The following is a 22,097-nucleotide window of genomic DNA, read 5'->3' on the forward strand; positions in this document are numbered from 1 at the left end:
AGTTTTTACCGCGTCGCAGTTACAGGTTGTAGCCGCGCTCGTTGTGCTGAGCCAGGTCGAGGCCGACCGACTCTTCTTCTTCGCTGACCCGCAGGCCCATCACCACATCCAGCACCTTGAGGATCACGTAGGTGACGATGGCGGTGTAGACCACGGTGAAAATCACGCCCTTGGCCTGGATCCAGACCTGCATGCCGATGTCGGTGACGGCACCGAAGCCGCCCAGCGCCGGGGCTGCGAACACGCCGGTGAGGATGGCGCCGATGATACCGCCGATGCCGTGCACGCCGAAGGCGTCCAGCGAGTCGTCATAGCCCAGCTTGCGCTTGAGGCTGGTGGCGCAGAAGTAGCAGACCACACCCGAGACCAGGCCGATCACCAGGGCACCCATCGGGCCTACGGTACCGGCAGCCGGGGTGATGGCGACCAGGCCGGCGACCACGCCCGATGCGATGCCCAGGGCGCTCGGCTTACCGTGGCCGATCCACTCGGCGAACATCCAGCCCAGGGCCGCGGCGGCGGTGGCAATCTGGGTCACCAGCATGGCCATGCCGGCGGTGCCGTTGGCGGCAGCGGCAGAGCCTGCGTTGAAGCCGAACCAGCCGATCCACAGCATGGCCGCGCCCATCAGGGTGTAGCCCAGGTTGTGCGGGGCCATCGGGGTGGTCGGGTAGCCCTTGCGCTTGCCCAGCACCAGGCAGCAGACCAGGCCCGCGATACCGGCGTTGATGTGCACCACGGTGCCGCCGGCAAAGTCCAGCACGCCCCAGTCCCACATCAGTGCACCGTCACCGCTCCAGACCATGTGCGCGATCGGCGCGTAGACCAGGGTGAACCAGATGCCCATGAACACCAGCATCGCGGAGAACTTCATGCGCTCGGCGAAGGCACCGACGATCAGCGCCGGGGTGATGATGGCGAAGGTCATCTGGAAGGTGATGAATACCGCTTCAGGGAACAGCGCGGCAGCCGAGGTCAGGTTCGAGGGCGTGACGCCGCTGAGGAATGCCTTGGAGAAGCCGCCGACGAAGGAATTGAAGTTGAGCACGCCCTTTTCCATACCAGTGGTATCGAAGGCCATGCTGTAGCCGTAGACGACCCAGAGAATGCTCATCAGGCCGGTGATTGCAAAGCACTGCATCATCACCGACAGCACGTTCTTGGAACGCACCATGCCGCCATAGAACAGGGCCAGGCCCGGAATGGTCATGAACAGCACCAGCGCCGTTGCGGTCAGCATCCAGGCGGTGTCGCCGGAGTTCAGCGCTGGGGCAGCTTCCTCGGCCAGGGCAAGCCCGGGCATTACGAGGGACAATAGGGCTCCTAGCCCTGCGATCTTACGCAGAGTCATGTTGTTTTCTCCTGGGGCGTTGGGTTTGGTGAGGCTTTGTTGCTGCTTAGATCGCGTCGGTATCGGTTTCGCCGGTACGGATACGGATCGCCTGCTCCAGATTCACCACGAAAATCTTGCCGTCACCGATCTTGCCGGTGTTGGCTGCCTTGGTGATGGCTTCGATTACCCGATCAAGGTCCTTGTCATCGATGGCGACATCGATCTTCACCTTGGGCAGGAAATCGACCACGTATTCAGCACCGCGATACAGCTCGGTATGGCCCTTCTGCCGACCGAAGCCTTTGACTTCGGTGACGGTGATGCCCTGCACGCCGATTTCCGACAGCGACTCGCGCACGTCGTCCAGCTTGAACGGCTTGATGATGGCTGTGACTAGCTTCATGAAACTCTCTCCCGATTTGGTGGACTTGCCCCAGGAAAACAAACCCGTCTCAAGTCTAAGCGCAGCGCTTGGCTTTGTAACGCGTCGTCGGCATCCGGCTCCGCGTGCGCACTGCCTGGTCACAAGGAACTGCATCAGTGCATGGCTCGCAGTGGTCTTTGCAGAAACCTTGCCAGTTCCGTCAAAGCACGGGAAAACAGCGAGTTATGTGAATCAGTCGGAATTGGCCAGTCGCCAGCATGCGAAACATGCACAATTTCGGTGCATCCCGACCTGGCGCGTTGCTCGAAAAATGTGCAACTGCGTGGCGAGGGCGAATGATTTTTGTGGGAGCGGCCTTGTGTCGCGAAAGGGCCGCACAGCGGCCCCGGCAATGCATGCTGCGCAACCTATATCCCGGGGCTGCTGCGCAGCCCTTTCGCGACACAAGGCCGCTCCCACAAGGGACCAATGCGCAATCAAGGGCCAGGTTCGCCCGTGCTACACTGCCGGCCATTTCCCAGTATCAGTGGACAGCCCCATGCTCGCGCCCAAAGCCCTTCTCGATGCCCTGAGCGACCAGGCCTCGCGCCTGTTCAGCAGCGATACCGCCCAGCCCCGCGCCGAACTGGAAAGCCAGTTCAAGGTGCTGATGCAAGGTGCCTTCAGCAAGCTGGACCTGGTCAGCCGCGAAGAATTCGACAGCCAGATGGTCGTCCTGGCGCGCACCCGCGCACGCCTCGAAGCCCTGGAAAAACAGGTAGCCGAACTGGAAGCACGGCTGAATCCAGCCCCGCAGGATGAATGAATGCGCAAGGGCATGAAAATACAGGGTAACGCCCTAGCCTGAAAAACCACGACGCACACTTGTAGCTCCGGCCCGGGCCGCGCTGGCTATGCTTGCCAAGCCGCAGGAAGCGGCCCTCTTCAGCGACAACGGAGCGTCCATGTCCCTAGCCCTCGTCCACAGCCGCGCCCAGGTGGGCGTGCAGGCACCGGCGGTCAGCGTCGAAACCCACCTGGCCAACGGCTTGCCCCATCTCACTCTGGTCGGTCTGCCGGAAACCACGGTCAAAGAGAGCAAGGACCGGGTACGCAGCGCCATCGTCAACTCCGGGTTGAACTATCCGCAGCGGCGCATCACCCAGAACCTCGCCCCCGCCGACCTGCCCAAGGATGGCGGGCGCTATGACCTGGCCATTGCCCTAGGTATCCTCGCCGCCGATGGCCAGGTACCAACGGCCACCCTTGCCGAGGTCGAATGCCTGGGCGAACTGGCGCTATCTGGCAAGTTGCGCCCGGTGCAGGGCGTGCTGCCCGCGGCACTGGCGGCACGCGAAGCAGGGCGGGCGCTGGTGGTGCCACGGGAGAATGCCGAGGAGGCCAGCCTGGCAGGCGGGCTGGTGGTGTATGCGGTGGGGCACCTGCTGGAGCTGGTCGCCCACCTGAACGGCCAGGTGCCGTTGCCGCCGTATGCGGCCAACGGCCTGATCCTGCAGCAACGCCCGTACCCGGACCTAAGCGAAGTGCAGGGCCAACTGGCGGCCAAGCGTGCGCTGCTGCTAGCGGCGGCCGGGGCGCACAACCTTTTGTTCACCGGGCCTCCCGGTACCGGCAAAACCTTGCTCGCCAGCCGCCTGCCGGGGCTGCTGCCACCGCTGGACGAGCACGAGGCACTGGAAGTGGCGGCGATCCAGTCGGTCAGCGGCCATGCGCCTCTGAGCAGCTGGCCGCAGCGGCCTTTTCGCCATCCACACCACTCCGCCTCCGGCCCGGCGCTGGTCGGCGGCAGCAGCCGGCCGCAACCGGGCGAAATCACCCTGGCCCACCATGGCGTGCTGTTTCTGGACGAACTGCCGGAATTCGAGCGGCGCGTGCTGGAGGTGTTGCGCGAGCCGCTGGAGTCGGGCGAGATCGTGATTGCCCGGGCCCGCGACAAGGTGCGCTTCCCGGCACGTTTCCAACTGGTGGCGGCAATGAACCCCTGCCCTTGCGGCTACCTGGGCGACCCCACTGGCCGCTGCCGCTGCAGTACCGAGCAGATCGCGCGGTATCGCAACAAGCTGTCCGGGCCGCTGCTGGACCGTATCGACCTGCACCTGACCGTGGCCCGGGAGAGCACCACGCTGAACAACCAGCCCTGCGGCGAGACCAGTGCCGATGTGGCGGCCAAGGTAGCCGAGGCACGTGAACTGCAACAGCGGCGGCAAGGGTGTGCGAATGCGTTTCTCGACCTTGAGGGGTTGCGCCGCCATTGTGGCTTGGCAGCGGCGGACCAGGCCTGGCTGGAGGGGGCCTGTGAACGGCTGAACCTGTCGTTGCGCGCGGCACACCGGTTGTTGAAGGTGGCGCGGACGCTGGCGGATCTGGAAGGTAGCCAGGCAATTGGCCGGGCGCATCTGGCCGAGACCCTGCAGTACCGGCCGGGGAGCAGTTAGATTGCCGGGGCTGCCTTGCAGCCCATCGCCGGCAAGCCAGCTCCCACCCCGACCGCATCGGCCTCAAGCCATGCGCAGTCCCTGTAGGAGCCTGGCTTGCCAGCGATGAGGCCAGTACAGACAGTGCAAGACAGTTTCTCCCACACCGAATACATCGGCCCAAAGCCTAGTGCAGTCCCTGTAGGAGCGGGCGAGCCCGCGAAGGGGCCGGGACAGGAATACCTTACTGGCTGCCCAGCAAAGCATCTTCAACCACCTTCAGCAGCACCTCTTCAGAAAACGGCTTGCCCAGGCAGACCAACGCCCCAAGCGCCATCGCCGCCCGCACCGCCCCTTCATCCCAATGCGCCGACATGCAGATCACCGGCAAACGCCACTCCAGCCGGGCCAGTTCGCGCTGCACCGCCAGCCCGCTCATTCCAGGCATCCTCAGGTCGAGCAGCACACACCCCGCTTGCCGCGCCAGTGCCGAGGCCAGGAACAGGTCCCCTGCAGCAAACGACAAGGTCTCGAAACCTGCCGAACGCAGCAGGTTGGCCAGGCTTTTGCGCACCGACGCATCGTCGTCGACGATGCACACCGCTCTGCTCATGCGCCGCCCAGGCCCTCAGGCTGCGCCCCGATGACGTTGTGCATGGCCACCAGCTCCAGCAGCGAGCGGGACTGCATCTTGTTCATGATGTTCTTCTTGTGCACCTTGGTCGTCACCTCGCTGGTGCCGATCTGCTTGGCGATCTGCTTGTGCGACAGGCCGCCAACCACCAGCGAGAACACCTGGCGCTCGCGCTGGGTCAGGCGCTGGTACTTTTCCTCGACCTGCCGCGCATGGTGCCACCTGCGCCCTTCGGCCACGGCACGCGTGCGCACCGCCTGCAGCAGTGTCAGCAGCTGGTCTTCGTCGAACGGTTTGGTCAAAAACTCTACGGCCCCGGCACGCATGGCCTGGACGGTCATCGGGATGGTGCCGAAGCCGGTCATGAACACGACCGGCCAGGGCAGCGCCAGCCGGCGCAGCGCGTCTTGTACCTCCAGGCCGCTGGTATCGGGCAGGTGCATGTCCAGCAACAGGCAGGCATAGGGGGTTTCCAGGCGGGCCTCGAACAACGCCTCGGCACTGGCGAACAAATGATGCGGAATGTCCTGCGAGCGCAGCAGGCGGCCTAACGCCGTACGCACCGACGGGTCGTCATCCACCACCAGCACCGGCACGTTCAAGTGCTCATCGAACAACTCGACAGTGTCGGCCACGGCGCACAGCGGCGATTTGCCCAACGCCTCGCCAGGCACCTCGAGGCTGATCTCGGCGGCCAGGCGATAGCCCCGGCGCGGCACGGTCTGGATCAGGCCACGGTCGCCAAAGGCCTTGCGCAGCAAGGACACCTGCACCTGCAGGTTGTTGTCCTCGACCACCGTGCCGGCCCACACCTGGCTGAACAGCTCGTCCTTGCCGACCACCCGGCCCTTGGCCTTGATCAGCGTCGCCAGCACCTCGAAGGCACGCCCGCCCAACAGGATCGGCTTGCCATCAACAAAGGCTTCGCGCCGCTCCAGCGACACCTGGGCATTACCTATTCGGATCATGGCTTCCTCGCGCGGGCATGGGCGTTTCCCAGCCCCGGGCAGCCTAGGCCAGCGTACGCCTTCAGACAATTATCCCGAGGGATAGGTTGGCCCGAGGACTATACAAAAGCCCGCCAGCCCCCAGGGGACGATAACGGACAACAGCGTACCCGTTCCTGCCAAGCAGTCTGCAGCCCGCATCCGTGCTGGGTTCGCTGCGTATACTCGCGCGTCAGGATGTCGCTAGCAGGGGTGCCTTATGCTCGATGAACGCCTTGCCCACAGGCCCATCGATTACGACCAGTCCGTCGACGAGGGCTGGCTGAACCGGTGCGACATCAGCGCGCTGGGCCAGGAAGGTGAGCTCAGCTACTTCCGCCTGCGCGACCCTGCCACCCACCAGGCCTGGATCGCCGTGCGCGCCCCCCGCGAGGCCCCCGCCGCCTGCCAGCGCCTGGAACGTGACTACCGCCTGCAACTCGACCCGCAGTGGGCGGTGATCCCCTCGGCGTTCGTGCGTTCGGCCGAAGGCCCGCTACTGGTGTACCCGGCCGGCCGCTCCATCGCCGACCTTATCGCAGAAGGCCCAGCAGCCCTGACGCCGTTTCTCGATATTGCGGTAAACGCGGCCACTGCCTTGGCCCAGGCCCACGAACGCAATGTGCTGCACGGCGCGCTGCAGCCCGAACATGTGTGCCTGCACACCAACCAGCGAGTGCGGCTGGGCTGCTTTCGCGCCGACCCGGCGGAGCTGATCAGCGAACAGGGCACCGCGCTCGGCAACTGGGCGTACCTGGCGCCGGAACAGGTCTGCCCACATGGCAGCAGCAGCGACCGACGCACCGACATCTATGCCCTGGGTGCGATCCTCTACCAGCTACTGCTGGGCGAATTGCCGCTGGCCGGACGCGACACCCAGCACTGGCGCCAGCTGCATGCCGGCGTGCAGCCACGAGCGGCCTGCGAAGTGGACAGCAATGTGCCGCAACCTCTCAGCCGGATCCTGGCCAAGGCCTTGGCCAAAGAGCCGGACGCCCGCTACCAGAGTGCGCGCGCCCTGGCGGTGGACCTGGCCCATTGCCAGCGGCAGTGGGCCGCCAGCAAGTCCATGGAGGCCTTCGAACCAGGCTGTGCCGACCCGGTCACGCCCGACCGAGCACGCCTGTATGGCCGCTGCGCCGAGCAAAAGGCCATCGCCCTGCTGCTCAAGGCCCTGCGCCGTGACAGCAAGCCACAGGCCCTGTTCATCAATGGGGCTACCGGCATGGGCAAGTCGAGCCTGGTCGAGGCAGCACTCAAGGCCAACGCCCAGGGTTACTGGGCCACCGGCAAGTGCAGCGGCGTTGCCCAGGCCGTGCCCTACGCGCCCTGGGTCGAAATTCTCGGCGCGCTGACCACCCAGTTGCTGGCCAAGAACAGCCAGGACCTCGACACCCTGCGCCGCGAGATCCTGCGCCGCATCAAGGGCCACGGCCGGCTGCTCGGCAAGCTGGCGCCAGACCTGCAACTGGTCCTCGGCCCCCTGCCCGAATTGCCGGCCAAGCCCACGCGCCTGGCGCTGCAGAAGGAGCTGCGGGCGATCGTCGAATTCCTGCAGGTGTTCAGCCGCCCCGGCCAGCCGCTGGTGCTGTTCTTCGATGACCTGCAGTGGGTAGACGACGCCAGCCAGCAACTGCTGGCGCAACTGCTGGCTCACGCGCCCGGCAACCTGTTGCTGATCTTCGCCCGGCGCAATGATGCGCCAGCCAGCAGCACACCCCTTGCCCTGCCTGCAGCGGTGCGCAGCACCACGCTGAACCTGCGGCCCCTGGCGGTGGGCGCGGTGACCGAGCTGATCGGCGAGCGCTACCATGTCGGCCCCGAGGATGCATTGCAGGTGGCCGAGCTGGTGCACGACAAGACGGCGGGCAACCCGTTCTTCATCAATCAGATTCTCCGGGCCCTGGTCGAAGACCAGCTGTTCACCTTCGACACCCAGGCCATGCGCTGGTCATGGTGCCTGAAGGCCGTGGCCCGCCACCGCTATTCCGACAATGTCGCCGACCTGATGATCCACCGCCTGGCGCGCCTGCCAGAGCCGCAGCGCGACCTGCTGCGAGTGGCCAGCGCGGCGGGCAGCCGCTGCGATGAACGCCTGCTTCAGCAGGTGCTCTCTCAAGTGCCCGGCGAACCGTTGAAAGCCCTGATTGGCGCGGGTTTCCTGCAATCGGGCCAGAACGGCCTGGGCTTCGCTCACGAGCGGGTGATGGAAGCCGCGTACGCTCTCACGCCCGCGCGCGAGCGTGCCCAGCTGCATGCAAATATCGCCCTGGCCATGCGCCAGGCCTGGCCGGGGCGTCTGCACGAGGCACTGTTCGAGCTTGCCAACCAGCTGCAACGCGCCAGCCCATGCGGGTTTGCAGCGGATGACTGCGAAGCGTTCCTGCAGCTTTTACGCGAAGCCGCAGCACGAGCACGCGACGGCGGCGCTTTCGAACAGACAGCTGGCTACCTGCACACGGCCGAGCAGTTGTTGCACCACGGCGCAACGCTGGAAAGCCGCGCCACGCATGGCTTTGCCATCGCCTGCATGGCCACCGAGTGCGACATGCAACTGTCGCGAATGATCGCGGCCGAGGCCCGCATCACTGAATGCCGCCAGCGCGCTCGCTCGGCGTTGGACCAGGCGCGGGTGTGCCGCCTGCAGGCGCTGCTGTGCACCTTGCGCGGCGACTATCAGGCGGCCATCGACAGCGCCATATCCGGCCTGGACTTGCTAGGTATAAGCCCGGTGCGGGGTGTCGACTGGCAACAGGTCGAGGCCAGTCATGCCCATGTACAGGCCTTGGTCGAACAGAAAGGCCGCCACTGCCTGGAGTCGCTGCAGCGCACCGATTCGGAGGAAGTGACGGTTGCCATCAGCCTGCTGGCCACCCTGTCGTCATCGTTTTTTGTAAAGGACGACATCTGCTTCCTGCACCTGGCCAAACTCATGGAGCTGTCGCTGGTGCACGGCGTCGCCCCGGGCAGCACCTACGGCATGGCCTGGTACGGAGTGATGATTGCCGAGCGCTTCGGCGCCTACCATGATGGCCATGCTTGCTGCCTGGCTGCGCTCAAACTGATAGAGCGGCACGGTTTCGACGCTGACTTGACCAGCGCGCTGCTGGCCCTGGACCAGGTAAGCGCCTGGACCTCGCCCATGGAGTTCTCCCGCCGTACCGCGCTGGATGCGGTCGACTCAGGGCGCGTGAGCGGTGACCTGGCGATGAGCTGCTATGCCTGCAACCACCTGGTTTCCGATTCGCTGTTCATGGGCCGCTACCTGCCGGACGTGGTGGAGGAACTGGCGCAAGGCCTGGCCACCGTGCGTCGCTACGGTTACCGCGACATCGAGCAGATCCTGCAGGCCCAGCAAGCGTTCGTCGCCAAATTGAGCGGCACGCCCTGCCCGGCCTCGGCCACAGCCTCGAAATCGCCTACCACGCGGTTCTTCCAGTACCTGATGGCCGGCATGTGCGACTTCTACCTGGGCAATATCCCGCAGGCCATGCGCAACCTGGCACTGGCCGGCGACAACACCTGGGCGGTACCGGCGCACATCAACCTGGCCGACTATCACCTGTTCCGCGGCCTGGCCCTGGGCAGCCCCGAGGCCATTGGCAGCCTTGCCGACAAGCTGCGCGAGCTACACGCCCTGCGCGAGCGCTTCGGCCGCTGGGCCGGCTTCAACCCGGCCACCTTCCGCAACAAGCTGTTGCTGATCGAAGGCGTGATCGCCAAGCTCGAAGGCGACGGCCTGGCCGCCATCCGCTGCTTCGACCAGGCACAGATCGCCGCCACCGCCGCCGGTTTCATCCACGAGCAGGCGCTGGCCCACGAACAGCTGGCCGAGGTATGCATCCCCAGCGGCCTGATCTCCGGCGCCAACCTGCACCTGCGCATCGCCCGCGACTGTTTCCATATCTGGGGCGCGACCGGCAAGGTGCACCAGCTGGAGGCTTTGCACCCGTTCCTGCGCACCCAGCCGATCCAGGAAAGCCACCGCGCCACCCACCAGGCCAAGCTCGACCTGGAAGCCGGCATCGAGGCAGCACGGGCGCTGTCCGAGGAAGTGCTGCTCGAGGGCCTGATCGAAACCCTGATGGGCCAGCTGACCCAGCATTCTGGCGCCGACCACGGTGCGCTGCTGATCGTCAGCGGTGCCGAATTCCAGATGGCGGCCCTCGCCTACATCGACGACGCCGGGCTGCACGTGAGCATGGACGACTGCCAGAAGTTCATGACCCAGGCGCCGCTGTCGATCATCAACGCCACCATGCGCACCAAGAAGCCCCTGGTGCTCAACGATGCCCAGAGCGATTGCCCCGAGGCCTTCCGCCAGCAGTTGCAGGCGCGCAAGGCCCGTTCGGTGCTGTGCCTGCCGCTGGTGATCCAGGGCGTGCTTATCGGCCTGATGTACCTGGAAAACCGCCTGGTCCCGAACCTGTTCGGCAGCCAGCGCCTGGCCATGCTGGAAATCCTCGCCTCGCAGGCGGCGGTGTCGCTGCAAACCGCCAAGTTCTACACACGCCTGGCCGAAGACAACCAGACCCGCGCCCAGATGGAGGCCGAGTTGCGCCGCTCCCGCGCGGAGTTGGCGCGCACGGCGCACCTGCAGGTGATGAACGAGCTGTCCGCGTCCATCGCCCACGAGATCAGCCAGCCGCTGCTGGGCATCGCCTCCAACGCCGCTGCCAGCCTGCGCTGGCTGAAGCGCGCCAAGCCCGACCTGGAAGAGGCCATTGCCGGCCTGGAAGACATCCGCAACGACAGCGAACGGGCCGCCAACATCGTGCGTGCACTGCGCTCGCTGGCCAAGCAGTCACCGATGCAGCTCAAGGTAGTGAAGCTGGACGAACTGATCCGCGAAGTGGTGCGCCTGACCTCGGCCGATGCCGCCAAGGGCACGGTGGACGTGCAGATGCGCTTGCAGGCGGGGGTGAGCGTGATGGCCGACCCGGTGCAGTTGCAGCAGTTGGTGTTCAACCTGATTACCAATGGCCTGGAGGCGCTGGCGGGGTATCGCAGCGATGGGGTGCTGCGGATTGCGTCGGCGGTGGTCGGGGATGGGGTGGAAATCTGCGTGGACGACAACGGGCCGGGGATCGCAGCGGATGAGCGCGAGCGAGTGTTCGATGCGTTTCATACCACCAAGATCGGCGGCATGGGGATGGGCTTGGCGATCTGCAACTCGGTGGTGCAGGCCCATGGTGGGCAGTTGCAGGCGCTGGGGTCAGAGCTGGGGGGGTGTCGGATTCGCTTTACGCTGCCTGTGAATCCTTCTTGAGCCTGTACCGGCCCTTTCGCGCGTGAACCCGCTCCCACAGGGATAGGGCACAGCCTGAGAACTGCACGGTTCCTGTGGGAGCGGGTTCACCCGCGAAAGGGCCGGTACAGGCTTACATCAACGGGCGCTCAGGGCCGCATAGCTGTTCATCAGGTTGCGGTAGTTGGGAATGCGCTGCGACAGCAGGTTACCCAACCCTTCGATGTCATTGCGCCAGTCGCGGTGCAGCTCACAGGCCACCGAGAACCAGTTCATCATCTGTGCACCCGCCTGGGTCATGCGCACCCAGGCCGCCTGCTGCACGGTTTCGTTGAAGGTGCCGGAAGCATCGGTCACCACGAACACTTCAAAACCTTCCGCCAGCGCCGACAAGGTCGGGAACGCCACGCACACATCGGTCACTACGCCAGCGATGATCAGCTGCTTGCGGCCAGTGGCCTTGATCGCCTTGACGAAGTCTTCGTTGTCCCAGGCGTTGATCTGGCCAGGGCGGGCAATGTACGGCGCATCCGGGAACATCTCTTTCAGCTCGGGCACCAGCGGGCCGTTCGGGCCTTGCTCGAAGCTGGTGGTGAGAATGGTCGGCAGGCCGAAGAACTTGGCCAGGTCGCCCAGGGCCAGCACGTTGTTCTTGAACTCGTTGGGCGAGAAGTCCTGCACCAGTGAAATCAGGCCGGTCTGGTGGTCGACCAGCAGCACCACGGCGTCGTCTTTGTTCAGGCGCTTGTAATCGGGTTGGCTCATCGGGGTGACTCCTTGGGTTGGGAAAACGGGCCGGCACTGTCCACAAGGGGCTATACCGGCGGATAGGTTCGGCTTAAGGATGGGCCTGCGCCTGGCGCCAGGCCTTGGGCGGCTGGCCGACCAGGCGGCTGAAGGCACGGGTGAAATGGGCCTGGTCGCAGAAGCCGCATTCCAGGCTCACGTGGGTGATCGGCGCCTCGGTGGCGAGCAGGCGCTTGGCCTTTTCCATGCGTGCCAGCAGGCGCCAGGCCTGGGGCGAGAGGCCGGTGTTGACCTTGAATGCGCGGGAGAAGTGGCTGCGGGTGAGGTTGCATACCCCGGCGATTTCGATGATCGACAACGGGCTGTGCAACATCAGTTCCTTGGCCTGGCGCAACCGTGCTGGCGTCAGTGCGCCGGGGGGTTGCAGCGGTGCTTGGGGCGTCCCGGGGTGCATGGCGACTCTCCTGTTCAATGCAGAAAGTCTCGCCCCCGGCACATGACAAAGTCCTGAGCCAAACCTGAATTGTTGTTAATTACGCGCTGCTGGCCCTGGCTGTTTTACCGATACCTTAAGATGCGTTTCGTATTCAGCTTCAGGCCGCCAGTGGCGGCCGGCATTCAAGGCAAAAGAGCCATGCAGGAAAAACCCGCCCACCGCACCGTGGCCATGGTGCTGTTCAATGATGTGCTGTTGCTGGACGTGACCGGGCCCATGGACGCGTTTGCCATTGCTAACCGCTTCCTTCCTGCCGAGCGGAAGTACCGGCTGCTGACCCTGGCCGAAGGGCAGGCAGCGGTGCGCGGCTCCTGCGGGTTGAAAGTGGTAGCCGACCTGCGTCTGGAGGATTTGCCGGAAGCCGTCGACCTGTTGCTGGTGCCAGGCGGCCCGGGGGCCTATGACATTGCCCTGCCAGGCATCGAGCGCTGGCTGCCCCAGGCCGTGCGCCAGGCCAAACGCTTTGGTGCCATCTGCACGGGGGTATTCCTGCTGGGCCGGGCCGGGCTGCTGGACGGCTATCGCTGCACCACCCACTGGAACTACGTGGAGCGCCTGGCACAGGCGTTCCCCGAGGCGAAGGTCGAGACCGAACAGATCTACGTGATCGACCGCTGCCTGATTACCTCGGGCGGGATCACCGCTGGCATCGACCTGGCACTGGCGGTGGTGGCCGAAGACCACGGCAAGGCGTTGGCCCTGGAAGTGGCCAAGGTGCTGCTGGTCGCCCGCCATCGCCAGGGTGGGCAGACACCCTACGGGCCACTGCTGGCGGCTGTACCGCGGGATGATTCGCCGATTGCCCGGGTGCAGGCGTATATCGTCGACCATATCGAGCAAGCCTTCACCGTGCAGAAGATGGCCGACCTGGTGGCCATGAGCGGGCGCAACTTCGCCCGCACCTTTCAGCGCGAGGTGGGCATCACGCCGCTGCAGTACTTGCAGAACGCACGCATCGACCGCGCGCGCAAACTGCTGGAAGGCACCGACCTGCCGTTGAAGGTAGTGGCGGCGCAGTGCGGGTTTGGCAGTGACCGGCATTTGCGCAAGGTGTTCTGCGAGCGGATTGGCATGACGCCGGCGCAGTATCGGGCGCAGTTTGGTGGCAGTTGAGTATGCAGATTTCCTGTGCCGGCCTCTTCGCGGGTGAACCCGCTCCCACAGGTGTTGCGCAGGCTTGAAGACACCGCTGTACCTGTGGGAGCGGGTTCACCCGCGAAGAGGCCAGCACGATTGTCACCTGATTCAGGACAATGTGTCTTCCTCACAGCAGATTGTCTGGCACTCCCACATTCCCCAGAATTGTCCGCCAAACTGATCTAACGCTGCCCCGGCAGCTCATGGAGTACGAGCCAATGCCACACGAAGGCAGCCTTCTGCAAACCGCGGTGATCTTCCTGCTCGCCGCTGTCCTCGCCGTCCCCCTGGCCAAGCGCCTGCATCTGGGGGCCGTGCTCGGTTACCTGCTCGCCGGCGTGATCATCGGCCCGCAGGCGCTGGGCCTGATCCGCGACACCGAAAGCGTGGCGCACATTTCCGAGCTGGGCGTGGTCCTGCTGCTGTTCATCATCGGCCTCGAGCTGTCGCCCAAGCGCCTGTGGCTGATGCGCAAGTCCGTATTCGGCGTCGGTACCGCCCAGGTGCTGCTGACCGGTGCGCTGATCGGCGCCATCGCCCTGTTCGGCTTCAGCCAGACGCTACCGGCGGCCATCGTGCTCGGTCTGGGCCTGGCGCTGTCGTCCACCGCCCTTGGCCTGCAGAGCCTGGCCGAAAGCAAGCAGCTCAACGCCCCGCATGGCCGCCTGGCGTTCGCCATCCTGCTGTTCCAGGACATCGCCGCCATCCCACTGATCGCATTGGTTCCGCTACTGGCCGCCAGTGGCCCGGACACCAGCCACGGCGACAGCCTGGAGCATGGCCTGAAGGTGTTCGCCAGCATCGCCGTGGTCATCGTCGGTGGCCGCTACCTGCTGCGCCCGGTGTTCCGCACCGTGGCCCGCACCGGCCTGCCGGAAGTGTCCACCGCCACCGCGCTGCTGGTTGTGATCGGCACTGCCTGGCTGATGGAAGAAGCCGGCATTTCCATGGCCCTGGGTGCCTTCCTCGCCGGCCTGCTGCTGGCCGACTCGGAATACCGCCACGAGCTGGAATCGCAGATCGAACCGTTCAAGGGCCTGCTGCTGGGGCTGTTCTTCATCAGCGTCGGCATGGGCGCCAACCTGCGCCTGCTGCTGGAAATGCCTTTGGTGGTGCTGGGCCTGACCCTGCTGCTGGTGGCCGTGAAGCTGGTACTGCTGATCGGCGTCGGGCGCCTGGCCGGTGGCCTGAACAGCGCCAGTGCCCTGCGCTTGGGCATGGTGCTGGCTGCCGGTGGCGAATTTGCCTTCGTGGTGTTCAAGCTGGGCAAGGACCAAGGCTTGTTCGACACCCAGACCTACGACCTGCTGCTGATGACCATCACCCTGTCGATGGCCATTACCCCGCTGCTGATGATTGGCTGCGCACACGCCCTCAAGCGTCCGCAACCGGCGCGTGAAGTGCCGGAGCATTACAAGCAGATCCAGGCTGACACGCCACGGGTGGTGATCGTCGGCATGGGCCGCATGGGCCAGATCGTCGCGCGCATCCTGCGGGCACAGAAGATTCCGTTCATTGCCCTGGAAACCTCGGTGGACACCATCGAGATGACCCGTATGTTCGAGCAGGTACCCGTGTTCTACGGCGACCCACTGCGCCCCGAGGTGCTGCATGCCGCCAAGGTGGGCGAGGCGGAATACTTCATCATCACCATCGATGACCCGGAAGCCGCCATTCACACGGCGGAACGGGTGAAACGCCTGTACCCACACCTGAAAGTGCTGGCCCGCGCGCGTAACCGCCAGCATGTGCACAAGTTGGCGGATGTCGGCGCCGAGCCGATTCGCGAGACGTTCTACTCCAGCCTGGAGATGACCCGCCGGGCATTGGTGGGGTTGGGGTTGAGCGAGGCGCAGGCGGCGGACCGGATTGCGCGGTTTACCCAGCATGACGAAGAAGTGCTGGTGGCCCAGGGGCAGGTGCGTGATGACCGGGCCAAGGTGATGCAGACGGCCAAGGAGGCCCGGGCGGAGTTGGAGCGGTTGTTTGATTCGGATGCGGATTGAGCTATCAGGCAAACACTAGCCGTACTATTTGCGGGTGCTCACGGTGCGCGGCCTGCCAGAGATCATAAGCAGCCTGCTCCGCAAGATACTGGTGGGCATCACCGAGGCCCGCCAACTCAAGGCGATAAGCAAGGTCGGCTGATATGGCGGCGCGCCCGTTAAGAACGGTGGACAACTGCCCTCGCGAGTAGCCGAGGTGTCGAGCCAGCCCCGATACGCTCATGCCAATCGCAGGTAACACGTCTTCACGGAGGGACTCGCCAGGGTGGGGCGGATCGAACATAGCCATGATTTCAGCTTCCTAGTGGTAATCCAGATAATCGACAAGCTCCACGTCTGTACCAACGAAGCGGAACACCAGACGCCAATTGCCCGAGACATTCACTGCCCAAAAGCCATCCAGCTTTCCATGCAGGGGATGAAGCCGGTTACCAGGGCGATTCATATTTGAAGGCGTCTGCGCTACTTCAAGTGAAGCGAGTAAGCGCCGCAAACGGGCAACATGATCTGCCCGCACTCCTGATGAGTCGCCTTGCTGATGAAGTAGCCTCAGGCCTTTGTGCCTGAAGCTTCGTATCATTGGAGATCAAGTGTAAGGTCAAGCCTTACACTTTTCAAGTTAGCATTGGGAACGTACATAGACATACTCCTGAATGATTTCCGGGTTGCCCAGTTTGTTCCTGACCACTCGCTTTGGCGCCGTCTGACGCTCCGATCTGCGCGTAAGAAATTTCCCAAAAAAGATGCCCGTCAGAAGCAAATCGCCCACATGGCCCCTCGCGTGCCATCACTACAAGTCGGTCTGGTGCAATCTTGGAAGAGAAGGCTTGGCCACGATTAGCAGCGTGCGGAATTAAAACGCAGACGTCTCAGCAGCCTCCTACTTACCTGCGAGTCATTTCCTACTCAGGCACACCGTCTGAAGATTTATCCTACGCACCGTGTCGAAGCCCGTCTGATTGTCCGGGGAAAGCCTGCTCTCTAGGCTTGCCGGGTCGCTGTCGGTTCAGCGATCGGGTGTGGAAACCCGGCAGGTAAATCGGAATAGCTGTTGTCATGGCAGCTGCGCGCGGGAGGCCGAATGGCCTGCCGGGGTTCCGATAGCCTGGCTTTCCACCCCGCGTGCAGCCGCCACCCTTCGCGTGGAAACGGATGGTGCCGGCCAACCTCTATCGGAGTTTGGCTATGAAAAAAATTGTCCCCAATCCACCTCTTCCCGACACCAAAGAGCGCGCTTTCAGCCGCTGCGATGCCGGCCATCCACCTTTGTTCACAGTAAACCCAGGCGTCTCTGCCCACGACGCCCTGGTGCATGTCGCCCAGTACCTGCGTGGTGCCTACGATTGTGGCTACAAAGCCCTGGAACACCTGGATGAAACCGGCAAGAGCCTGTTCTGGAGCAACCTGAATGCGCTCGAAATGGCAGAAGGATTGGTTGAGGCATTGCTGGATGGGATTGAGTCGCAGCCCATGAATTGATGTTGTCCTTGCTGGCCTCTTCGCGGGTAAACCTGCTCCCACAAGGATCACCACAGGCGCTGAAACTGTGCAGTACCTGTGGGAGCGGGTTTACCCGCGAAAGGGCCAGCGCAGCAAACAAAAAAGGCCAGCTCCCTACAGAGGAAGCCGGCCTTTTTGCATTCAACTAACGGGCTGTTACTTACCCGCAGTCAGCGCGTTGTAGCTGGTAATCAGGTTGCGATAATCCGGAATGTGGTTGGAGCACAGCGCCGCCAGCCCTTCGATGTCGTTGCGCCAGTCGCGGTGCAGCTCACAGGCCACGCCGAACCAGGTCATCATTTGCGCGCCGGCGCGGCTCATGCGGTCATGGGCAGCATCGCGGGTCATTTCGTTGAAGGTGCCGGAAGCATCGGTCACCACGAACACTTCGAACTCCTCTTCCAGGGCCGACAGCGCCGGGAACGCTACACAGACCTCAGTCACCACGCCGGCAATGATCAGCTGTTTCTTGCCAGTGGCCTTCACCGCCTTGACGAAGTCTTCATTGTCCCAGGCGTTGATCTGGCCTGGGCGGGCGATGTACGGGGCGTCCGGGAACAGGGCTTTCAGCTCTGGTACCAGCGGGCCGTTGGGGCCTTGCTCGAAGCTGGTGGTGAGGATGGTCGGCAGGTTGAAGAACTTGGCCAGGTCGGCCAGGGCCAGCACGTTGTTCTTGAACTTGTCCGGCTCGATGTCACGGACCAGGGACAGCAGGCCAGCCTGGTGGTCGACCAGCAGGACAGCGGCGTCGTCTTTGTTCAGGCGGTTGTAGGTGAATTTGCTCATGGTCTGTGCTCCTAAGGGTTATGAATTTTTCAGCATTCGGGGGTGTTTCGCGTTGATGGGCACAGATTAAAATCATCACCTTTGTGGCGGTAGATAGCAGAATTTGGCTTTAGCGTTCCGTTTTATGAACGATAGATTTGTAGGGGCTGTGCCGGCCTCTTCGCGCGTAAACCCGCTCCCACAGGGATGGCGCCGGGCTTGGGCTCTGTGCAGTACCTGTGGGAGCGGGTTTACCCGCGAAAGGGCCGGCACAGGCAACCAAGTACCTGGAGACCGATCATTGGAAGACCTCAACTCCCTCTACTACTTCACCCAGGTAGTCGAACACGGCGGCTTCGCCCCGGCTGGCCGGGCGCTGGACATGCCCAAGTCGAAGCTCAGCCGGCGCATCGCCGATCTCGAAGACCGACTGGGCGTGCGCCTGCTGCACCGCACCAGCCGCCATTGTTCGCTCACCGAGATCGGCCAGGCCTACTACAACCGCTGCCTGGCCATGCGCGTGGAGGCCGAGGGCGCGGCGGAGATCATCGAGCGCAACCGCAGCGAACCGCGCGGTCTGGTGCGTATCAGTTGCCCGACCACCCTGCTCAATTCCTGGGTCGGGCCGATGCTGACCCGCTACATGCTCAAGTACCCGCAGGTGGAGCTGTTCATCGAGAGCACCAACCGCCGCGTCGACCTGCTGCACGAGGGTTTCGACATCGCCCTGCGGGTGCGCTTTCCGCCGCTGGAGAACACCGACATGGTGATGAAGGTACTGAGCAACAGTACCCAGTGCCTGGTCGGCCAGCCGCAGTACCTGGAGCAGTTGCCCAAGGGCTTCGACCCGCAGCTACTCGGCACGCTGCCGAGCCTGCATTGGGGCAGCGCCCAGCGTGAGTACCAATGGGAGCTGTTCCAGGGTGAGGACAGCAGCCGCAGCATCGTCATCCCGCACACACCGCGTATGGTGACGGACGACCTGTTCGCCCTGCGCCATTTCGTGGTGGCCGGGGTGGGTATTGCGCACCTGCCGCGGGTGGCGGTGCGTGAAGACCTGGCGGCGGGGCGGCTGGTGGAGTTGTTGCCGGAATGGCACCCGCGTTGCGGCATCGTGCATGCGATCTTCCCGTCGCGGCGGGGGTTGCTGCCGTCGGTGCGGGCGCTGATCGATCACCTGGCCGAAGAATTCGCCATCAGCGACATGGCTTGAGCCGGTTGCCGCCTGTGCCGGCCTCTTCGCGGGTAAACCCGCTCCCACAGGGTCACCACTAGCTCCAAGGCCTGTGCAGTACCTGTGAGAGCAGGTCACCACTAGCCCCAGGGCTTGTGCAGTATCTGTGAGAGCAGGTCACTACTAGCCCCAGGGCTTGTGCAGTACCTGTGAGAGCAGGTCACCACTAGCTCCAAGGCCTGTGCAGTACCTGTGGGAGCGGGTTTACCCGCGAAGAGGCCGGCACAGGCAAAACCAGCCAGAGCACACACATACAAGACCCCTGGCCCATCCTTCATCCACATTCCCGGATCATCCCTCCCGGAGCCCTCATGATCCGCGCCACTCACGGACCAGGCCGCGCCCTGCTCGCCACCCTCGCCCTGTGCCCGGCGCTCAGCCAGGCCGAAGAGCCCGGCTGGTCGCTGCTCAGCCGCAACTACTTCCTGCACAGCGACTTCCGCTCGCCCTCCGGCAGTGGCCAGAACTACCGCCAGGAATGGGCCCAGGGCTTCATTGGCGAAATCCGCTCCAGCTTCACCGAGGGCGCACTCGGCGTCGGCATCGATGCCCATGGTTTTCTCGGCCTCAAGCTGGACGGCGGCCGCGGCCATGCCGGCACCGGCCTGCTGCCACGCGACAGCGATGGCCGCGCCGAGTCCGACTACTCCAGCGCCGGCGCCGCACTCAAGCTGCGCCTGGGCAACACCCAACTGCGCTACGGCGAAATGACCGTGGAAACCCCGGTGTTCGACACCAGCGACAAACGCCTGCACCCGGAGTACGCCACCGGCTGGTTCCTGGACAACACCGACCTGCCCGACTGGCGCCTGCAGGCCGGGCACTTCACCGCCTTCAACAACCAGGACAACAGCTCCAGCCATGATGACTTCAGCGGCTACGGAGCTACCACCGACAACCGTGCCATCAGCCTGGCCGGCGCCGCGTTCGCACCCGACGGGCCATTTGGTGGCGCACTGTACGCAGGCCAGCTGGAGGACACCTGGCGCCAGGCCTACCTCAACCTGAACCTGGCCGAGGGCAACTGGCGCCTGGACGGCAACCTGTACAAGACCCGCGACACCGGCAATGCCAGTGCCGGGGCAATCGACACCCTCGCCTACAGCCTGCTGGCCAGGTACAGCTTCGGCGCCCAGGCGCTGAGCCTGGCCTACCAGAAGGTCGAGGGCGATACCCCGTTCGACTTCGTCGGCGGCGACTCCATCTACCTGGCCAACTCGATCAAGTACGCCGATTTCAACGGCCCCGGCGAGCGCTCGTGGCAACTGCGCTACGACCTCGACTTCGCCACCCTCGGCGCCCCCGGCCTGACCCTGATGGGCCGCTACGTCAGCGGCCGTGGCATCGACGGCAGCCATGCCCCGGCAGGCGGCGCCTATGTGGGCCAGTACGGCGACGGCGGCAAGCACTGGGAGCGCGACATCGACCTGAAATACGTGGTGCAGTCGGGCGCCGCCAAGGACCTGAGCCTGTCGTTTTCCCACGTCAGCCACCGCGCCAACCAGGCCCAGGCCGGCGATGACATCGACCGGATCTACCTGATCATCGAATACCCACTCAAAGGCAGCTTCTGACATGAGCACGACCCCTTCAGGCGCCTGGAGCCCATTGCGCAACGCCACCTTCCGCATGCTGTGGATCGCCACCATCGCTTCCAACATCGGCACCTGGATGCACGAGGTGGGCGCCGGCTGGCTGATGACCACGCTGTCGGCCAGCCCGTTGCATGTGGCCCTGATCCAGGTAGCCGGCTCGCTACCGATGTTCTTCCTCGCACTGCCGGCCGGCGCGGCGGCGGATATCGTCGACAAGCGCCGCTACCTGTTGCTGGTGCAACTGTGGATGTCTACGGTGGCCGTGGTTCTGGCGGCCCTGACCCTGCTCGGGCTGATGAACGTCACCCTGCTGCTGGTGCTTACCCTGGCGCTGGGCATCGGCACGGCACTGATGATGCCGGCCTGGAGCGCGCTGACACCGGAGCTGGTGGGCAAGGACGACCTGGCCAACGCGGTGGCGCTTTCCAGTGTCGGGATCAACGTGTCGCGCGCCATCGGCCCGGCTTTGGCGGGCGTGGTGGTGAGCATGGTCGGCCCGTGGCTGACCTTCGCCCTGAATGCCATCTCGTTCGCCGGGGTAATCCTGGTGCTGTTCCTGTGGAAGCGCGAGGTGAAGGAGCCACTGCTGCCGGCCGAGCGCTTCGTCGGCGCCATGCGCACCGGGCTGCGTTTCGCGCGCAGTGCCAAGCCCTTGCAGGCGGTGATATTGCGCGCCTTGGCATTCTTTTTCTGCGCCAGCGCCGGCACCTCGCTGCTGCCGTTGATCGTGCGTGGCGAGATGCATGGCACCGCCGCCGATTTCGGCCTGCTGCTGGCGGCCATCGGCATCGGCGCGGTGGCCGGCGCCACCTTGCTGCCACGCCTGCGCGAACGCATCAGCCGCGACCGCCTGGTGCTGCTGGCCAGCCTGCTGTATGCCCTGTTCCTGCTGGCCCTGGCGCTGGTGCGCGACTTCTATGTGCTGCTGCCGGCAATGCTGCTCAGCGGCGCGGCGTGGATTGCCGTGCTGTCCAACCTGCAGGTGGCGGCGCAGACCTCGGTGCCAGCCTGGGTACGGGCGCGGGCGCTGTCGGTGTACATCCTGATCTTCTTTGGTGCCATGGCCGGTGGCGGGTTGCTGTGGGGCACGCTGGCCAGCCATGCAACCATCACCTTGAGCCTGCTGCTGGCCGCAGGAGGCCTGGCACTGGGCACGCTGCTGACCTGCAAGGTGACGCTGCCGGAAACCGCAGCCGAGGAGCTGACGCCGTCACTGCATTGGCCGGTGCCGCTGCTGAGCGACGACATGGACAAGGAAAGCGGGCCGGTGATGGTCACCGTGGAATACCACATCGACCCGGCCAAGGCCGAGGCGTTCCAGCAGGCAGCGCGGGAGCTGGAGGCGATGCGCAAGCGCAATGGCGCGTTGTCGTGGGGGTTGATGCGCGACAGTGCGGACCCGGCGTTGTGGCTGGAGTTCTTCTTCGAGGAATCGTGGCTGGAGCATTTGAGGCATCACCACCGGGTAACCCGGGGTGAGCTGAAGATCGAGGCCAGGGTGCGGATGCTGCAGACCGATGGGGTGGAAGTGAAGATTCGGCATCTGTTGGCTGGAGCTGAGCACAAGGCTCACCATTGATGTTGGCCTCTCCGGCCCTATCGCCGGCAAGCCAGCTC

18 protein-coding genes are annotated in these 22,097 nt (G+C 64.4%); 9 read left to right on the top strand and 9 right to left on the bottom strand.

The features are described from left to right. Positions 1 to 19 precede the first annotated feature (19 nt). On the bottom strand, positions 20 to 1,351 hold the full coding sequence (locus RYH74_RS01765) for an ammonium transporter (RefSeq protein WP_025341075.1): 1,332 nt from the start codon (positions 1,349 to 1,351) through the stop codon (positions 20 to 22). A gap of 46 nt (positions 1,352 to 1,397) precedes the next feature. Next, on the bottom strand, positions 1,398 to 1,736 hold the full coding sequence (glnK, locus tag RYH74_RS01770; RefSeq protein ID WP_002555808.1) for a P-II family nitrogen regulator: 339 nt from the start codon (positions 1,734 to 1,736) through the stop codon (positions 1,398 to 1,400). 520 nt (positions 1,737 to 2,256) lie between these two features. On the opposite strand from glnK, the gene RYH74_RS01775 reads away from it, so the two are divergent. Further along, complete coding sequence (locus RYH74_RS01775) at positions 2,257 to 2,523, top strand: accessory factor UbiK family protein (RefSeq protein WP_025341076.1); 267 nt, start codon at positions 2,257 to 2,259, stop codon at positions 2,521 to 2,523. Between the two features lie 139 nt (positions 2,524 to 2,662). Further along, positions 2,663 to 4,153 (top strand): YifB family Mg chelatase-like AAA ATPase, encoded by a 1,491-nt coding sequence (locus RYH74_RS01780; protein ID WP_317408876.1) that lies wholly within the window; start codon positions 2,663 to 2,665, stop codon positions 4,151 to 4,153. Positions 4,154 to 4,376: 223 nt separating this feature from the next. On the opposite strand, the gene RYH74_RS01785 is transcribed toward RYH74_RS01780, so the two are convergent. Beyond that, positions 4,377 to 4,745, bottom strand: coding sequence for a response regulator transcription factor (locus tag RYH74_RS01785; protein ID WP_075046733.1), 369 nt, complete (start codon positions 4,743 to 4,745; stop codon positions 4,377 to 4,379). After that, positions 4,742 to 5,734, bottom strand: coding sequence for a response regulator (locus RYH74_RS01790; RefSeq protein ID WP_075046734.1), 993 nt, complete (start codon positions 5,732 to 5,734; stop codon positions 4,742 to 4,744). Before RYH74_RS01790 ends, RYH74_RS01785 begins: the two co-directional genes overlap by 4 nt. 238 nt (positions 5,735 to 5,972) lie before the next feature. Here RYH74_RS01790 and RYH74_RS01795 point away from each other — a divergent pair, with 238 nt between their 5' ends. Next, positions 5,973 to 11,021 (top strand): AAA family ATPase, encoded by a 5,049-nt coding sequence (locus RYH74_RS01795; RefSeq protein WP_317408877.1) that lies wholly within the window; start codon positions 5,973 to 5,975, stop codon positions 11,019 to 11,021. A 117-nt stretch (positions 11,022 to 11,138) separates the two neighbouring features. Here the strand turns inward: RYH74_RS01795 and ycaC (RYH74_RS01800) are convergent, their stop codons facing one another. Both ycaC (RYH74_RS01800) and RYH74_RS01805 read right to left on the bottom strand, forming a co-directional pair. After that, positions 11,139 to 11,765 (bottom strand): isochorismate family cysteine hydrolase YcaC, encoded by a 627-nt coding sequence (gene ycaC / locus RYH74_RS01800; RefSeq protein WP_004375560.1) that lies wholly within the window; start codon positions 11,763 to 11,765, stop codon positions 11,139 to 11,141. Positions 11,766 to 11,838: 73 nt separating this feature from the next. Next, positions 11,839 to 12,201, bottom strand: a complete 363-nt coding sequence (locus RYH74_RS01805; protein WP_286100755.1) for a helix-turn-helix domain-containing protein — start codon at positions 12,199 to 12,201, stop codon at positions 11,839 to 11,841. Between the two features lie 180 nt (positions 12,202 to 12,381). On the opposite strand from RYH74_RS01805, the gene RYH74_RS01810 reads away from it, so the two are divergent. Together RYH74_RS01810 and RYH74_RS01815 are read left to right on the top strand one after the other, a co-directional pair. Beyond that, complete coding sequence (locus RYH74_RS01810) at positions 12,382 to 13,356, top strand: GlxA family transcriptional regulator (RefSeq protein ID WP_075046737.1); 975 nt, start codon at positions 12,382 to 12,384, stop codon at positions 13,354 to 13,356. Positions 13,357 to 13,598: 242 nt separating this feature from the next. After that, positions 13,599 to 15,386: a monovalent cation:proton antiporter-2 (CPA2) family protein gene (locus RYH74_RS01815; RefSeq protein WP_025341083.1), complete on the top strand. Its 1,788-nt coding sequence runs from the start codon at positions 13,599 to 13,601 to the stop codon at positions 15,384 to 15,386. A 4-nt stretch (positions 15,387 to 15,390) separates the two neighbouring features. Here the strand turns inward: RYH74_RS01815 and RYH74_RS01820 are convergent, their stop codons facing one another. After that, a complete protein-coding gene (locus RYH74_RS01820) occupies positions 15,391 to 15,675 on the bottom strand; it encodes a HigA family addiction module antitoxin (RefSeq protein ID WP_232881284.1) in 285 nt (94 codons plus the stop codon). Positions 15,676 to 15,687: 12 nt separating this feature from the next. Then, the gene (locus RYH74_RS01825; RefSeq protein ID WP_081742331.1) at positions 15,688 to 15,966 is read right to left on the bottom strand and encodes a type II toxin-antitoxin system RelE/ParE family toxin; all 279 of its coding nucleotides are present in this window, start codon (positions 15,964 to 15,966) and stop codon (positions 15,688 to 15,690) included. 605 nt (positions 15,967 to 16,571) lie between these two features. Between RYH74_RS01825 and RYH74_RS01830 the strand changes: the two genes are divergently transcribed. Further along, the gene (locus RYH74_RS01830) at positions 16,572 to 16,865 is read left to right on the top strand and encodes a hypothetical protein (RefSeq protein ID WP_015272306.1); all 294 of its coding nucleotides are present in this window, start codon (positions 16,572 to 16,574) and stop codon (positions 16,863 to 16,865) included. Between the two features lie 177 nt (positions 16,866 to 17,042). Here the strand turns inward: RYH74_RS01830 and ycaC (RYH74_RS01835) are convergent, their stop codons facing one another. Then, positions 17,043 to 17,672: an isochorismate family cysteine hydrolase YcaC gene (gene ycaC, locus RYH74_RS01835; RefSeq protein ID WP_013974760.1), complete on the bottom strand. Its 630-nt coding sequence runs from the start codon at positions 17,670 to 17,672 to the stop codon at positions 17,043 to 17,045. Positions 17,673 to 17,952: 280 nt separating this feature from the next. On the opposite strand from ycaC (RYH74_RS01835), the gene RYH74_RS01840 reads away from it, so the two are divergent. The 3 genes from RYH74_RS01840 (at position 17,953) to RYH74_RS01850 (ending at position 22,059) form a co-directional block, all read left to right on the top strand. Next, complete coding sequence (locus tag RYH74_RS01840) at positions 17,953 to 18,864, top strand: LysR substrate-binding domain-containing protein (protein WP_075046740.1); 912 nt, start codon at positions 17,953 to 17,955, stop codon at positions 18,862 to 18,864. Between the two features lie 332 nt (positions 18,865 to 19,196). Beyond that, the gene (locus RYH74_RS01845; RefSeq protein ID WP_317408878.1) at positions 19,197 to 20,459 is read left to right on the top strand and encodes an OprD family porin; all 1,263 of its coding nucleotides are present in this window, start codon (positions 19,197 to 19,199) and stop codon (positions 20,457 to 20,459) included. A gap of 1 nt (position 20,460) precedes the next feature. Beyond that, complete coding sequence (locus tag RYH74_RS01850; protein WP_317408879.1) at positions 20,461 to 22,059, top strand: MFS transporter; 1,599 nt, start codon at positions 20,461 to 20,463, stop codon at positions 22,057 to 22,059. Positions 22,060 to 22,097 lie beyond the last annotated feature (38 nt).

Source organism: Pseudomonas sp. LSJ-87, from assembly GCF_032971465.1.
Lineage (GTDB): Bacteria > Pseudomonadota > Gammaproteobacteria > Pseudomonadales > Pseudomonadaceae > Aquipseudomonas > Aquipseudomonas putida_Z.

Bases quoted from the DNA above. Each gene is read 5' to 3' on its own strand.
- RYH74_RS01765 (WP_025341075.1), bottom strand. From the start codon at position 1,351: ATGACTCTGCGTAAGATCGCAGGGCTAGGAGCCCTATTGTCCCTCGTA.
- glnK (WP_002555808.1), bottom strand. From the start codon at position 1,736: ATGAAGCTAGTCACAGCCATCATCAAGCCGTTCAAGCTGGACGACGTG.
- RYH74_RS01775 (WP_025341076.1), top strand. From the start codon at position 2,257: ATGCTCGCGCCCAAAGCCCTTCTCGATGCCCTGAGCGACCAGGCCTCG.
- RYH74_RS01780 (WP_317408876.1), top strand. From the start codon at position 2,663: ATGTCCCTAGCCCTCGTCCACAGCCGCGCCCAGGTGGGCGTGCAGGCA.
- RYH74_RS01785 (WP_075046733.1), bottom strand. From the start codon at position 4,745: ATGAGCAGAGCGGTGTGCATCGTCGACGACGATGCGTCGGTGCGCAAA.
- RYH74_RS01790 (WP_075046734.1), bottom strand. From the start codon at position 5,734: ATGATCCGAATAGGTAATGCCCAGGTGTCGCTGGAGCGGCGCGAAGCC.
- RYH74_RS01795 (WP_317408877.1), top strand. From the start codon at position 5,973: ATGCTCGATGAACGCCTTGCCCACAGGCCCATCGATTACGACCAGTCC.
- ycaC (WP_004375560.1), bottom strand. From the start codon at position 11,765: ATGAGCCAACCCGATTACAAGCGCCTGAACAAAGACGACGCCGTGGTG.
- RYH74_RS01805 (WP_286100755.1), bottom strand. From the start codon at position 12,201: ATGCACCCCGGGACGCCCCAAGCACCGCTGCAACCCCCCGGCGCACTG.
- RYH74_RS01810 (WP_075046737.1), top strand. From the start codon at position 12,382: ATGCAGGAAAAACCCGCCCACCGCACCGTGGCCATGGTGCTGTTCAAT.
- RYH74_RS01815 (WP_025341083.1), top strand. From the start codon at position 13,599: ATGCCACACGAAGGCAGCCTTCTGCAAACCGCGGTGATCTTCCTGCTC.
- RYH74_RS01820 (WP_232881284.1), bottom strand. From the start codon at position 15,675: ATGGCTATGTTCGATCCGCCCCACCCTGGCGAGTCCCTCCGTGAAGAC.
- RYH74_RS01825 (WP_081742331.1), bottom strand. From the start codon at position 15,966: ATGATACGAAGCTTCAGGCACAAAGGCCTGAGGCTACTTCATCAGCAA.
- RYH74_RS01830 (WP_015272306.1), top strand. From the start codon at position 16,572: ATGAAAAAAATTGTCCCCAATCCACCTCTTCCCGACACCAAAGAGCGC.
- ycaC (WP_013974760.1), bottom strand. From the start codon at position 17,672: ATGAGCAAATTCACCTACAACCGCCTGAACAAAGACGACGCCGCTGTC.
- RYH74_RS01845 (WP_317408878.1), top strand. From the start codon at position 19,197: ATGATCCGCGCCACTCACGGACCAGGCCGCGCCCTGCTCGCCACCCTC.
- RYH74_RS01850 (WP_317408879.1), top strand. From the start codon at position 20,461: ATGAGCACGACCCCTTCAGGCGCCTGGAGCCCATTGCGCAACGCCACC.